Origin of the sequence: Streptomyces argenteolus (assembly GCF_042902585.1) — a bacterium.
In the GTDB taxonomy this organism is placed as follows: Bacteria; Actinomycetota; Actinomycetes; order Streptomycetales; family Streptomycetaceae; genus Streptomyces; species Streptomyces argenteolus.
Map to the genome: position 1 here is coordinate 315,808 of NZ_JBIBEG010000005.1, position 12,609 is coordinate 328,416.

The 12,609-nt window shown below is 69.2% G+C and carries 13 protein-coding genes; 7 read left to right on the forward strand and 6 right to left on the reverse strand.

What is annotated here, in order from left to right; translation table 11 throughout:
* Window positions 1-5: 5 nt before the first annotated feature.
* From ACFY8O_RS20160 to ACFY8O_RS20170, 3 genes are all read right to left on the reverse strand, one after another.
* Window positions 6-1,037: an alanine racemase gene (locus tag ACFY8O_RS20160; protein ID WP_145807981.1), complete on the reverse strand. Its 1,032-nt coding sequence runs from the start codon at window positions 1,035-1,037 to the stop codon at window positions 6-8.
* 66 nt (window positions 1,038-1,103) lie between these two features.
* Entirely contained in the window at window positions 1,104-2,222 is a 1,119-nt protein-coding gene (locus ACFY8O_RS20165; RefSeq protein WP_145807979.1) for a lipid II:glycine glycyltransferase FemX, read from the reverse strand.
* 184 nt (window positions 2,223-2,406) lie between these two features.
* Entirely contained in the window at window positions 2,407-2,757 is a 351-nt protein-coding gene (locus ACFY8O_RS20170) for a hypothetical protein (RefSeq protein WP_387904199.1), read from the reverse strand.
* A 287-nt stretch (window positions 2,758-3,044) separates the two neighbouring features.
* Between ACFY8O_RS20170 and rpsF the strand changes: the two genes are divergently transcribed.
* The 4 genes from rpsF to rplI all read left to right on the forward strand — a co-directional run bounded on the left by rpsF (window position 3,045) and on the right by rplI (window position 4,772).
* Complete coding sequence (gene rpsF / locus ACFY8O_RS20175; RefSeq protein WP_006604399.1) at window positions 3,045-3,335, forward strand: 30S ribosomal protein S6; 291 nt, start codon at window positions 3,045-3,047, stop codon at window positions 3,333-3,335.
* Window positions 3,336-3,404: 69 nt separating this feature from the next.
* Window positions 3,405-4,028 (forward strand): single-stranded DNA-binding protein, encoded by a 624-nt coding sequence (locus ACFY8O_RS20180; protein ID WP_387904201.1) that lies wholly within the window; start codon window positions 3,405-3,407, stop codon window positions 4,026-4,028.
* 42 nt (window positions 4,029-4,070) lie between these two features.
* Window positions 4,071-4,307: a 30S ribosomal protein S18 gene (rpsR, locus tag ACFY8O_RS20185; RefSeq protein ID WP_003967857.1), complete on the forward strand. Its 237-nt coding sequence runs from the start codon at window positions 4,071-4,073 to the stop codon at window positions 4,305-4,307.
* Between the two features lie 18 nt (window positions 4,308-4,325).
* A complete protein-coding gene (gene rplI, locus ACFY8O_RS20190) occupies window positions 4,326-4,772 on the forward strand; it encodes a 50S ribosomal protein L9 (protein WP_014155197.1) in 447 nt (148 codons plus the stop codon).
* A 161-nt stretch (window positions 4,773-4,933) separates the two neighbouring features.
* Here the strand turns inward: rplI and ACFY8O_RS20195 are convergent, their stop codons facing one another.
* Entirely contained in the window at window positions 4,934-6,271 is a 1,338-nt protein-coding gene (locus tag ACFY8O_RS20195; RefSeq protein WP_145807975.1) for an MATE family efflux transporter, read from the reverse strand.
* A gap of 476 nt (window positions 6,272-6,747) precedes the next feature.
* Between ACFY8O_RS20195 and dnaB the strand changes: the two genes are divergently transcribed.
* Window positions 6,748-8,205, forward strand: coding sequence for a replicative DNA helicase (gene dnaB / locus ACFY8O_RS20200; RefSeq protein WP_208766055.1), 1,458 nt, complete (start codon window positions 6,748-6,750; stop codon window positions 8,203-8,205).
* Between the two features lie 66 nt (window positions 8,206-8,271).
* Here dnaB and ACFY8O_RS20205 read toward each other — a convergent pair whose 3' ends face one another.
* Window positions 8,272-8,997 (reverse strand): dienelactone hydrolase family protein, encoded by a 726-nt coding sequence (locus tag ACFY8O_RS20205; protein ID WP_387904204.1) that lies wholly within the window; start codon window positions 8,995-8,997, stop codon window positions 8,272-8,274.
* 278 nt (window positions 8,998-9,275) lie between these two features.
* On the opposite strand from ACFY8O_RS20205, the gene ACFY8O_RS20210 reads away from it, so the two are divergent.
* Both ACFY8O_RS20210 and ACFY8O_RS20215 read left to right on the forward strand, forming a co-directional pair.
* Entirely contained in the window at window positions 9,276-9,860 is a 585-nt protein-coding gene (locus tag ACFY8O_RS20210; RefSeq protein WP_387904207.1) for a dihydrofolate reductase family protein, read from the forward strand.
* A gap of 111 nt (window positions 9,861-9,971) precedes the next feature.
* A complete protein-coding gene (locus ACFY8O_RS20215) occupies window positions 9,972-11,351 on the forward strand; it encodes a serine hydrolase domain-containing protein (protein ID WP_387904209.1) in 1,380 nt (459 codons plus the stop codon).
* A gap of 77 nt (window positions 11,352-11,428) precedes the next feature.
* Here ACFY8O_RS20215 and ACFY8O_RS20220 read toward each other — a convergent pair whose 3' ends face one another.
* Window positions 11,429-12,592, reverse strand: a complete 1,164-nt coding sequence (locus ACFY8O_RS20220; protein ID WP_387904212.1) for a winged helix DNA-binding domain-containing protein — start codon at window positions 12,590-12,592, stop codon at window positions 11,429-11,431.
* Between the last annotated feature and the right edge of the window lie 17 nt (window positions 12,593-12,609).

The following is a 12,609-nucleotide window of genomic DNA, read 5'->3' on the forward strand; positions in this document are numbered from 1 at the left end:
GCCGTCTACCGGTCCACCAGGCGGTCGAACTGGGTGGTCGTGTGGCGCAGATGGGCCACCAGTTCGTCGCCGACCTTCGGCTCCTGCGCGTCCGCGGGCACGAAGAGGATGGACACCTGCATGTGCGGCGGCTCGGCGAACCAGCGCTGCTTGCCCGCCCAGACGAACGGCGACAGGTTGCGGTTGACGGTGGCGAGCCCGGCGCGCGCGACGCCCTTGGCCCGTGGCATCACACCGTGCAGGGCCTTCGGCGCCTCCAGGCCCACGCCGTGCGAGGTCCCTCCGGCCACGACCACCAGCCAGCCGTCCGAGGCCGCCTTCTGCTGGCGGTAGCCGAAGCGGTCCCCCTTGGCGACGCGCGTGACGTCGAGCACGGCTCCCCGGTACTCGGTGGCCTCGTGGTCGCCGAGCCACAGCCGGGTGCCGATGCGCGCGCGGAAGCGGGTCTGGGGGAACTGCTGCTGGAGCCTCGCCAGTTCCTCGGCCCGCAGATGGCTGACGAACATCGTGTGCAGCGGCAGCCGGGCGGCACGCAGCCGGTCCATCCAGGCGATGACCTCCTCGACCGCGTCCGAACCGTCCGTGCGGTCGAGCGGCAGGTGCAGGGCGAAGCCTTCGAGGCGTACGTCCTCTATGGCCGCGTGCAGCTGGCCGAGCTCCTCCTCCTTCACACCGTGCCGCTTCATCGAGCTCATGCACTCGATGACCACCCGCGCGCCCACCAGGGCGTGCACGCCGTCCACGGAGGAGACGGAGCGGATGACGCGGTCGGGCAGCGGCACCGGCTCCTCGCCCCTGCGGAAGGGCGTGAGCACCAGGAGGTCACCGCTGAACCAGTCCTTGATGCGGGCGGCCTCGTAGGTGGTCCCGACGGCCAGCGTGTCGGATCCGAAGCGGATCGCCTCGTCGGCCAGCCGTTCGTGCCCGAAGCCGTATCCATTGCCCTTGCAGACGGGGACGAGCCCCGGGAACTGGTCGAGCACGGACTTCTGGTGCGCCCGCCAGCGCGCGGTGTCGACGTAGAGGGAGAGCGCCATGGCCGGCCCGGAACCTTTCTGGTGGCTGCGGTGTGAGGAAGAGAGGGAGCTGATTTAGGGGACGGGTCAGCGCCGCGACATGTACATGTCGAGTGCCTTGTGCAGCAGCTTGTTCAGCGGGAAGTCCCACTCGCCGACGTACTCGACGGCTTCCCCGCCGGTGCCGACCTTGAACTGGATGAGGCCGAAGAGGTGGTCGGTCTCGTCCAGCGAGTCGCTGATCCCGCGGAGGTCGTAGACGGTGGCGCCCATCGCGTACGAGTCGCGGAGCATGCGCCACTGCATGGCGTTGGAGGGACGGACCTCGCGCCCGATGTTGTCCGAGGCGCCGTACGAGTACCAGACGTGCCCGCCGACGACCAGCATCGTGGCGGCCGAGAGGTTCACGCCGTTGTGCCGGGCGAAGTACAGCCGCATGCGGTTCGGGTCCTCGGAGTTGAGCACCGTCCACATGCGCTGGAAGTACGAGAGCGGGCGCGGCCGGAAGTGGTCGCGCACGGCGGTGATCTCGTACAGCCGCTGCCACTCGGCGAGGTCCTCGTAGCCGCCCTGGACGACCTCGACGCCGGCCTTGTCGGCCTTCTTGATGTTGCGGCGCCAGAGCTGGTTGAAGCCCTTGAGGACGTCTTCGAGCGAGCGGTTGGCCAGCGGGACCTGGAAGACGTAGCGGGGCTGTACGTCGCCGAACCCGGCGCCGCCGTCCTCGCCCTGCTGCCAGCCCATCTTCCGCAGCCGGTCCGAGACCTCGAAGGCGCGAGGCTCGATGTGACTGGCCTCGACGTCACGCAGGCGCTTCACGTCGGGGTCCTGGATGCCCGACTTGATGGCGGCCGAGTCCCAGCGGCGGATGACCACGGGCGGCCCCATCTTCACCGAGAAGGCACCCTGCTGCTTCAGGTGGGCCAGCATCGGCTGGAGCCACTCGTCCAGGTTCGGGGCGTACCAGTTGATGACCGGGCCCTCGGGGAGGTACGCCAGATAGCGCTTGATCTTGGGCAGCTGGCGGTAGAGCACCAGGCCGGCGCCGACCATCTCGCCGTTCTTGTCGAACCAGCCGAGGTTCTCCGAACGCCACTCGGTTTTCACGTCAGCCCACGCCGGGACCTGGCAGTGACTGGCCGAGGGCAGGTTCTGGATGTAGGCCAGATGCTGCTCTCGGCTGATGGTCCTCAGGGTCAGGCTCATGCGGGGCGCTCCTCGGCAGGTGTGTCCCCATCGGTCAGGGGCTCCGGCTCTCGCGCCGAAGCCTACTGTGACCGAGGAGCGCCCGGTCTGGCCCGTCCGGACCGGACCGGGCACCACCCGCACCGGATCGCCTGTGGGAGCGCCGCGCGAGGCGGCCGGCCGGGGCCGGCCGCCGTTCTGCCGGTCAGGTGATCACGCCGCCGAAGAGGCCGCCGTGCGCCATGCCGAGGAAGAATCCGACCGCGGACGCGCCGAGGCCCATGATCAGACCGAAGCGCTGCCAGGTGGTCTTCGAGATGTACTGCCCGTATGCGCCGGTCAGGATGCCGATGAGCCCGGCCCACGAGCTGAGCAGGTGCAGGCCGTGGAACATCGCCGTCACGAACGCGAGGATCCCGAGGACCCCGGTCACCACCATCAGCGCTTCCTGGCGCGGATGCGGCCTGCCATCCGTCGCGAAGAGCGATCCGGTGGCCGGACGGGCCGCCCGGCGGGGGGCGGGCCGGCTGCCGGCGGGTCGGAGTGTCTGTGCCATGGAGCACCTCCTGGCGGGAAGGGCGGTGCAATGTAGCGCCTCTCACACCGCATCTGTCTCGATTGTGCGCCCTGAACACCGGATTTCAACCGGAAGCCTGTCTGCGGGTACTCTGTACGGTCTGCACCGGTGTCTGCCCTGAGCCAGCACTGCAGCTCCCCTCGACTCTCGAAGACGGGCGTTGTCAGTGGCGGCTGTTTTACTCGGAGACACTGATGCTCAACGCATCACGACCCTCCTGCCACGGAACGACCGTGGCCGCTGAGTCCAAAGGAGGTGGGTTCCACATGCGTCACTACGAGGTGATGGTCATCCTCGACCCCGATCTCGAGGAGCGAGCAGTCTCCCCGCTGATCGAGAACTTCCTTTCCGTCGTCCGTGAGGGCAACGGAAAGGTCGAGAAGGTCGACACCTGGGGCCGTCGTCGTCTCTCTTACGAGATCAAGAAGAAGCCTGAGGGCATCTACTCGGTCATCGACCTGCAGGCCGAGCCTGCGGTCGTCAAGGAGCTCGACCGACAGATGAACCTGAACGAGTCGGTCCTCCGGACCAAGGTCCTCCGTCCCGAGACCCACTGAGCATCTAGCTCAGCGGTCATCGGGTTCGAGTAGCAAGCAGCCAGAAGCAATCCCGCCGAGAGGTTCACCATGGCAGGCGAGACCGTCATCACGGTCGTCGGCAATCTCGTCGACGACCCCGAGCTGCGCTTCACCCCGTCCGGTGCGGCGGTCGCGAAGTTCCGTGTCGCGTCCACTCCCCGCATCTTCGACCGGCAGACCAACGAGTGGAAGGACGGCGAAGGCCTGTTCCTCACCTGCTCGGTCTGGCGTCAGGCGGCGGAGAACGTCGCGGAGTCGCTCCAGCGAGGCATGCGCGTCGTCGTGCAGGGCCGGCTGAAGCAGCGGTCCTACGAGGACCGTGAGGGCGTCAAGCGCACGGTCTACGAGCTGGACGTCGAGGAAGTCGGCCCCAGCCTGAAGAACGCCACGGCCAAGGTCACCAAGACCACCGGTCGCGGTGGCCAGGGTGGTGGCCAGGGTGGGTACGGCGGCGGCCAGCAGGGCGGCGGCAACTGGGGCGGCGGTCCCGGTGGCGGCGGCCAGCAGGGTGGCGGCGGTGCTCCCGCCGACGACCCCTGGGCCACCAGTGCTCCGGCCGGCGGCCAGGGCGGGGGCCAGCAGGGCGGCGGGGGTGGCTGGGGCGGAAGCTCCGGCGGCTCCGGCGGCTCCGGCGGTTCCGGCGGCGGCTACTCGGACGAGCCTCCCTTCTAGGGCGGCTCGTACCCCACTTCTTGATCACACAGGAGAAACACCATGGCGAAGCCGCCTGTGCGCAAGCCTAAGAAGAAGGTCTGCGCTTTCTGCAAGGACAAGACCCAGTACGTGGACTACAAGGACACGAACATGCTGCGGAAGTTCATTTCCGACCGCGGCAAGATCCGTGCCCGCCGCGTCACCGGCAACTGCACGCAGCACCAGCGTGACGTCGCCACGGCAGTCAAGAACAGCCGTGAGATGGCGCTGCTGCCCTACACGTCCACCGCGCGATAAGGGAAGGGTGACCGAATCATGAAGATCATCCTCACCCACGAGGTCACTGGCCTCGGTGCCGCCGGCGACGTCGTGGACGTCAAGGACGGGTACGCCCGTAACTACCTGGTTCCGCGTGGCTTCGCCATCCGCTGGACCAAGGGTGGCGAGAAGGACGTGGCGCAGATCCGCCGCGCCCGCAAGATCCACGAGATCGCGACGATCGAGCAGGCCAACGAGATCAAGGCCAAGCTCGAGGCCGTGAAGGTCCGTCTGGCTGTTCGCTCCGGCGACGCCGGCCGCCTCTTCGGCTCCGTCACCCCGGCCGACATCGCCTCGGCGATCAAGTCTGCCGGTGGTCCGGACGTCGACAAGCGTCGCGTCGAGCTCGGCTCGCCGATCAAGACGCTCGGCGGACACCAGGTGTCCGTCCGTCTGCACCCCGAGGTTGCCGCGAAGCTCGGTATCGAGGTCGTTGCTGCCTAAGGGCACAGCTCGTCAGAGCTAGGTGAAGGGCCGCACCCCCTGGGTGCGGCCCTTCGTCGTGCTCTGTGCGGTGTGCCTCTGGGCCTCCCTGGCTGAGCGGCATCCCGTTTCACGTGAAACGAGCGGAGGAGCGGCTGGTGGAGGCGACGGAGAGGCAACGCTCAGCGCGTCGCGCCGGTCACGATCCAGCGGCCCGAGCGCATGCGAAGCCAGAGCGTCAGCAGCCGGACGGCCATCATCAGGGCCATCGCCCACCAGAGCGCGGTGAGGCCCCCTCCGAGGCCGGGGATGAGCAGAGCGACCGGAGCGAAGACCGCCAGCGTCAGGATCATGGCCCATGCGAGATAGCGGCCGTCACCCGCTCCCATCAGTACGCCGTCCAGGACGAAGACCACTCCGGCGACGGGCTGGGAGAGGGCCACCACGAGCAGGGCGGGCAGCAGGGTGTCCCGTACGGACGAGTCATCGGTGAACAGCGGGATGAACAGCGGTCTCGCGAGCACGATCAGCAGCCCGAGGACCACGCCGGAGGCGACGCCCCACTGGATCATCCGGCGGCATGCTTCTCGCGCGCCCTTGGCGTCTCCCGCTCCCAGGTACCGCCCGATGATGGCCTGACCCGCGATGGCGATCGCGTCCAGCGCAAACGCTGCCAGGCTCCAGAGCGACAGGATGATCTGGTGGGCGGCGATGTCCGTGTCTCCGAGGCGGGCGGCGACGGCGGTGGCGATCATCAGCACCGCGCGCAGCGACAGCGTGCGGACGAGGAGAGGGGCACCCGCCTGGGCGCTGGCGCGGATTCCCGCGAGATCGGGACGGAGCGAGGCGTCGTGCCGGCGGGCGCCTCGCACCACGACGATCAGGTAGGCGACGGCCATACCGACCTGGGCGATGACCGTGCCCCACGCGGAGCCGGCGATCCCCAGACCGGCGCCGTAGACGAGCAGCGCGTTGAGGGCTCCGTTGGCGGCGAACCCTCCGATGGCGACGTACAACGGCGTACGTGTGTCCTGCAGCCCGCGCAGGACGCCGGTTGCCGCCAGCACCACGAGCATCGCGGGAATGCCGAGGCTGGAGATCCGTAGATAGGTGACGGCGTACGGGGCGGCGGTGTCGGACGCTCCGAAGACATCGACCAGCCAGGGCGCCAGGGGAAGTGTGGCCGCGACGACGACGGCTCCGATCAGGAGCGCGAGCCAGATGCCGTCCATGCCCTGGCGAATGGCGGACGCCAGATCTCCCGCGCCGACACGGCGGGCGACGGCGGCCGTGGTGGCGTAGGCGAGGAACACGAAGATGCTCACCGCGGTGGTCAGCAGGGCTGCGGCGACGCCGAGGCCGGCCAGTTGGGGGGTGCCGAGGTGGCCGATGATGGCGCTGTCCACGATGACGAAGAGCGGCTCCGCGACGAGCGCGCCGAAGGCCGGGACGGCGAGGGCGATGATCTCGCGGTCGTGGCGTCGGCGGGAGGGCGGCTGCGTGGTGGAGGCCTTGGTCATGGGGGCCAATCTAATCTTCCACAGGTAAGAGATGCAATGCCGCTGGGGTCCTTACTTCACGCCAGGTTCGGGGTTCGTCCGGTGGTCGGTTCCGGTGATCTTGCGCCGGGGGCGAAAGTTTTTCTCTCCCACAGCCGGTGGACGGAGAACTCGCAGGTCAACGCGCTCGCAGGTGGTCTCTTATGAGTTTGTCCACAGTGCTGTCCCCTGGTCCGTGCACAGGATCGGATGAGTTCTCCACAGCATCTGGTCCGTCGTCCACATGCCCTGTGGATAACCAGATTGGCTGACGGTGGAGAGCGGCCTACCGTGGTGCGGCGCCCGCACTCCGTTCCGGCTTGGAAACCAGCAGAACTTGACGCGCCGGAACCGGAGTCGGGCGTCTTGTTTGTCGGTGCTGTGCCGTAAGAAAGAGTGGCACGGCTAGGTCCGCGAAGCGGACGGGAGGAGGTGGCCCGGTGAGCATTCCCGAGCCTTTGGACGATCCCTGGGCCGATGTCGGTCCCAGTGACCGTCTGCCCGTCTCCCGTCAGCGCCGCGGAGAGGCCAAGGGGCGCGACGAGCAGCACGAGCGGGGCCGGGAGAGCGGCTGGGACGGCGGATCGTCCGGCTTCGAGCGGGTGCCCCCACAGGATCTCGACGCCGAGCAGTCCGTCCTCGGCGGCATGCTGCTCTCCAAGGACGCCATCGCCGACGTCGTCGAGATCATCAAGGGCCACGACTTCTACCGTCCGGCACACGAGACGGTCTATACGGCGATCCTCGACCTGTACGCCAAGGGCGAGCCGGCCGACCCGATCACCGTGGCCGCCGAGCTGGTCAAGCGCGGTGAGATCACCAAGGTCGGCGGGGCGCCGTATCTGCACACGCTGGTGCAGTCGGTGCCGACCGCAGCCAACGCCTCGTACTACGCGGAGATCGTCCACGAGCGAGCCGTGCTCCGGCGTCTCGTGGAGGCCGGCACGAAGATCACACAGATGGGATACGCGGCCGACGGCGACGTCGACGAGATCGTGAACTCGGCGCAGGCCGAGATCTACGCCGTCACGGAGCAGCGCACCAGTGAGGACTACCTGCCGCTCGGCGACATCATGGAGGGTGCGCTCGACGAGATCGAGGCCATCGGTTCCCGCAGCGGTGAGATGACCGGTGTGCCCACGGGCTTCACGGACCTCGACGCCCTGACGAACGGCCTGCATCCCGGCCAGATGATCGTGATCGCGGCCCGCCCCGCCATGGGTAAGTCGACCCTCGCCCTGGACTTCGCCCGCGCCTGCTCGATCAAGAGCAACCTCCCGAGCGTGATCTTCTCCCTGGAGATGGGGCGCAACGAGATCGCGATGCGCCTCCTGTCCGCGGAGGCCCGGGTCGCCCTGCACCACATGCGCTCCGGCACGATGACCGACGAGGACTGGACGAGGCTGGCCCGGCGCATGCCGGACGTGTCGGCCGCTCCGCTCTACATCGACGACTCGCCGAACCTCTCCATGATGGAGATCAGGGCCAAGTGCCGTCGTCTCAAGCAGCGCAACGAGCTCAAGCTGGTGGTCATCGACTACCTCCAGCTGATGCAGTCCGGCGGTGCCAAACGGGCCGAGAGCCGTCAGCAGGAGGTCTCGGACATGTCGCGAAACCTCAAGCTGCTCGCCAAGGAGCTGGAGCTCCCGGTCATCGCCCTCTCGCAGCTGAACCGTGGTCCGGAACAGCGCACGGACAAGAAGCCGATGGTCTCCGACCTGCGTGAATCCGGCTCCATCGAGCAGGACGCCGACATGGTGATCCTGCTGCACCGGGAGGACGCGTACGAGAAGGAGTCACCCCGTGCGGGTGAGGCGGACCTGATCGTGGCCAAGCACCGTAACGGCCCCACCGCGACGATCACGGTGGCGTTCCAGGGCCACTACTCCCGGTTCGTGGACATGGCGCAGACCTGAGGCCTCCGGAGGTCGTGCGCGTCCGCCCGTCGCCCTGACACGCCGACGGCTGGCCGACGCCTCCGCTCACTCCGTCACGGGCACGCACTCGGCGAGCACACCGACCACGTCGTTCCACGCGCGCCTCGCGTGCAGGGGATGGTGCCCCACGCCGGGGAGCACGCTCTGGTCGACGGGCGGATGGTGGAAGGCGTGCAGCGCGCCGCCGTAGACCACGAGGCGCCAGTCGACGCCCGCCGCCTGCATCTCTGCGGCGAAGGCGTCCCGTCGGCCGGCGGGCATGATCGGGTCCTCCGATCCGACCCCCGCCCACACCGGGCAGCGGATGCGTGCGGCATCGCCCGGCGAGCCTGTCGTCAGTGCGTTCACCGTGGCGATGGCACGCAGGCCGACGCCGGCGCGTCCGAGTTCCAGAGCGATCGCGCCCCCGGTGCCGTAGCCGACAGCGGCGATCCGGTGTGGGTCGGTCCGCGGTTCGCCGCGCAGCACGTCCCATGCCGCGTGGCCGATGTCGCGCATCCGGCCGGGGTCCGCCAGAAGCGGGGTCACGCGGGCCAGCATCTCCTGCGGGTCGGTGAACCAGCGCCCGCCGTGGATGTCGAAGGCGAGTGCCACGTAGCCCAGTTCCGCGAGGGCGTCCGCGCGGCGGCGCTGGAAGTCGTTCAGCCCCGGACCTTCGGGCCCGATCAGCACAGCGGGCCGTCGGCCGGTGCCGGCCGGGAGCGCGAGATGCCCGATCATCGTCAGTCCGTCGGCCGGATACTCGACCGTGCGTGTCGTCACTGTCGTCATGGGACCGGACGGTAGTGAGGTCTGAGCCCGGCGTGGGCGGACTTAACCATCGGCAGAAAGGACCGCTCTCCTGGCGCCCCTTCTCCGGGGCGCGCCCGGAGCTGGCGGCCGGGGTCGGTTGGGGGGGGCGGAAGGGGTCCGGGGGAACGGGTGCGGACGTCGGGCCGGACGGAGGCTTGCGCGATCAGCGCGCCTGACGCAGTGTGAGCGCACTGATCGTGCCCGCAGGTGCGGCGCGGTCCTTCGATGGCTGACAAGGCTTTGCCGAACGGGGATTCATGCGCAAGCTCACCTATTTCGTCGCCTGCTCGATCGACGGCTTCATCGGAGACCCGGCCGGTGACGCCACGTCGATGATGTCCTACCTCAGCGAGGAGTTCCTGGAGTTCCTGAAGTCGGAGTACCCCGAGACGATCTCGGCACAGGGCCGCGAGGTCCTGGGAGTCGGTGACGCCGGGAACCAGCGTTTCGACACCGTGATCCAGGGGCGGGCCAGTTATCAACTCGCTCTGGACGCGGGCGTCACGAGTCCGTACGGCCATATGCGGGAGCTGGTGGCCTCGCGGTCACTCGGAGGTTCCCCCGATCCGCAGGTGGAGATCATCTCCGAGGACCTGGTCGGCCGGATCAGGAAGCTCAAGGCGGAGGACGACGGACAGGGCATCTGGCTCTGTGGGGGCTCCCAGCTGGCCGGTGCGCTGATCGACGAGGTCGACGAACTCGTCATCAAGACCTATCCGCAGGTGTACGGATCGGGCATGCCCATGTTCGGTGCGGAGTTCTCGGTCATCGACTTCACTCTGGAGAGCGTGCGCACCTTCGGCAACGGTGTGCTGGTCAGGACGTACAGCCGCACCCGCTGAGCCCTTGACGGCGGGCCTTGCAGGGCGTGGCGCACGGTTGCTGCCGGCAGGGTGCGCGGCGCCTGCGAAATGGGTTCGTCAGCGGGTGGCAGCCAGGGTCATCCTTTGGGCATGACCTCATCCGAATCGCTGCTTCCCAGTACCCGCCGCGCCCTGCTCCACCGCATCGCCAGGGCGCAGGCCGAAGGCCGGACCCCGTCCCTCGTCGCCGCTGTCCAGCGCGAGGGGCGGGTCGCCTGGAGCGGTGCGCGGAGCTGTGTGGACGGCCATGAGCCCGATGGCGACACGCAGTACAGGATCGGCTCCCTCACCAAGACGTTCACCGCGGTGCTGGTGATGCGCCTCCGTGACGAGGGGCTGCTCGATCTGGACGACCGGCTGGAGAAGCACCTGCCGGGGACGTCTGCCGGGCGGGCGACCGTCTTCCAGCTGCTGGGCCACAGCTCGGGACTGGCGGCCGAGACACCTTCCCCCTGGTGGGAGCGGACACCGGGGTCCACACGTCCGGAGCTTGCCGATGTGCTCGGTGAGAGCCCGGTGATCCACCCGGCGGGCCACGGCCACCACTACTCGAACCCCGGTTACACGTTGCTCGGTTCGCTTGTCGAGCAGCTGCGTGGTGCCTCCTGGGCGGAGGTGCTGCACCACGAGATCCTGGAGCCGCTGAACATGACGCGTACAGCTCTGCACGCGTCGGCTCCGCATGCGGGCGGCTGGGCGGTCCACCCATGGGCGGACGTCATGCTGCCCGAACCCGCCGAGGACCTGGGACTGATGGCGCCCGCCGGCCAGCTCTGGTCGACCACCACCGATCTCCTGCGCTTCGCGTCCTTCCTGGCGCGGGGCGACGACCGTGTGCTCAGTGCCTCTTCGGTCGAGGAGATGCGTGCTCCCGCGGCACCGCCCGAGGCCGGCGACTGGACGGGAGCGTACGGGCTCGGCCTTCAGTCGGTGCGGCGACAGAGCCGCACCCTTCTCGGGCACTCGGGTTCGCTGCCGGGCTTCCTGGCCACGCTGTGGTTCAGCGTCGAGGACGACGTGGCTGCCGTGGTGCTCTCCAACGCCACCTCAGGTCCGCTCACGGGGACGGTCGCGGGAGACCTGGTGGACATCGTGGCAGAGGCGGAGCCGAGGATCCCGGAGCCCTGGCGTCCCCTGCCTCAGGTCGACGACGAGCTGCTGGCGCTGACCGGACCCTGGTACTGGGGCACCTATGTGTACGGCCTGAAGCTGCTGGCCGACCGTGGCATCGAGCTTCTCCCCCTGCGAGGCCCCGGCCGGTCCGCCTGCTTCAGGGCGTGCCCGGACGGGACGTGGGCGGGCCTCAACGGTTACTACGCGGGAGAGACGCTCCGTGTCGTGAGGGCCGCCGACGGCTCGGTGGACCATCTCGATCTCGGTTCGTTCGTCTTCACCAGGGAGCCGTACGACCGGAGCGCCGCAGTTCCCGGCGGTGTGGACGGCGAGGGCTGGCGAGGGCTGCCCGTCTGAGCACGCGAGTCCGTCGTTTCACGTGAAACGACGGACTCGCCCCGCAGACGCGGGCCCCTTCGGGCCTCCCTGTCAGCTCATGCCGTCAGCTCGCGCTCCAGCGGCGTACGGAAGCGCGGCGTGATCCGGGCCTCGCCCACCCACGCCGACAACCGGGCGGCCTCCGCCTCGATGAGTTGGGCGGCTTCCCTTCCCACGTCGGAGAGCAGCCGCCACACCGGCTCACCGTCCGGGCGCTGAGCCCAGCCGCCGACGATCTCACCGTTCCACCAGACGGTGGGGCCGATGTTGCCCGCGCGGTCGAAGAGCGCGGGGCGGTGAGCGGTGGGCAGGTGAAAGCCGCGATCGGCCCATCCCATCGCGCTCGGATCCAGACCCGGCAGCAGAGCGGCCCAGGGCTCCGGAGACGGGTCGGCGTCGAGGTCGCCCGGGGCCACCCAGCCGGAGGCTCCGCCGTCGAGCAGGACCTCTTCGGCCCCGGCGGCGGCGAGAGCCGCTCGCGTCCGGCGGATGCCCCAGCCGGTCCACCACGCGAGGTCCGCTTCCGTCGCGGGACCGTAGGAGCGGAGCCAGCGTCCGGCCACAGCAGCCAGTGCCTCGGCGGGATCTGTGGCGGGCCAGGGTTCGGAGGCCGTCCAGCGGAACTGGCTGGAGGTCCAGGAGCCGCGCGGCCGATCCCGCCGGATGCGTCCATCAGCGGCCAGCACGCGGATCACGCGGGAGGCCACGCCCTGCACCGTCTCCTGCTTGGTGCCGGGGAAAACGGTGATCTTTGTCCGCAGCGCCGGTACGGCGGCCGAGAGCTCACTTCCTGTGGCCCGGCCGAGGGAGGCCAGGGCGGCGACGGTCTGTCGCTCCGTGTCGGCGAGCCACCGCTCGTCCAGCCCCTTCCCGTCCTCTCGCAGGTGCTTGAGAAGCCGGCGGCGTTCATCGGCGGCCACGGCGCGGGCGTTGGACGCGTCTACTGCGGGCGCCACCTCCGTGGACATGGTGAAGAGAGTGTTCCGCATGGACAGCAGCCGGACCAGGGAGACGTCCCCGTAGAGCGCCCGCTCCACCGCCTCGACCGAGGGGTCGACGAGCCTCGCACACGCGGAGAGATACACGGTGGCGGCATCTGTCGCGTGCAGCGCCACCACGGCATCGGCCACCGCGACCGCGGAGGCTGCCCGCACGGAGGGAGCCAGCAGATGGCGTCGGCCGAGCCTGGCCCTGCGCTGCTCGTCGTCGATGTGGTGCACGTGCTTCCTCCCGCGTG

Bases quoted from the DNA above. Each gene is read 5' to 3' on its own strand.
- ACFY8O_RS20205 (WP_387904204.1), bottom strand. From the start codon at position 8,997: ATGACGACAGTGACGACACGCACGGTCGAGTATCCGGCCGACGGACTG.
- rpsR (WP_003967857.1), top strand. From the start codon at position 4,071: ATGGCGAAGCCGCCTGTGCGCAAGCCTAAGAAGAAGGTCTGCGCTTTC.
- ACFY8O_RS20160 (WP_145807981.1), bottom strand. From the start codon at position 1,037: ATGGCGCTCTCCCTCTACGTCGACACCGCGCGCTGGCGGGCGCACCAG.
- ACFY8O_RS20170 (WP_387904199.1), bottom strand. From the start codon at position 2,757: ATGGCACAGACACTCCGACCCGCCGGCAGCCGGCCCGCCCCCCGCCGG.
- rplI (WP_014155197.1), top strand. From the start codon at position 4,326: ATGAAGATCATCCTCACCCACGAGGTCACTGGCCTCGGTGCCGCCGGC.
- ACFY8O_RS20195 (WP_145807975.1), bottom strand. From the start codon at position 6,271: ATGACCAAGGCCTCCACCACGCAGCCGCCCTCCCGCCGACGCCACGAC.
- ACFY8O_RS20165 (WP_145807979.1), bottom strand. From the start codon at position 2,222: ATGAGCCTGACCCTGAGGACCATCAGCCGAGAGCAGCATCTGGCCTAC.
- ACFY8O_RS20215 (WP_387904209.1), top strand. From the start codon at position 9,972: ATGACCTCATCCGAATCGCTGCTTCCCAGTACCCGCCGCGCCCTGCTC.
- rpsF (WP_006604399.1), top strand. From the start codon at position 3,045: ATGCGTCACTACGAGGTGATGGTCATCCTCGACCCCGATCTCGAGGAG.
- ACFY8O_RS20210 (WP_387904207.1), top strand. From the start codon at position 9,276: ATGCGCAAGCTCACCTATTTCGTCGCCTGCTCGATCGACGGCTTCATC.
- ACFY8O_RS20180 (WP_387904201.1), top strand. From the start codon at position 3,405: ATGGCAGGCGAGACCGTCATCACGGTCGTCGGCAATCTCGTCGACGAC.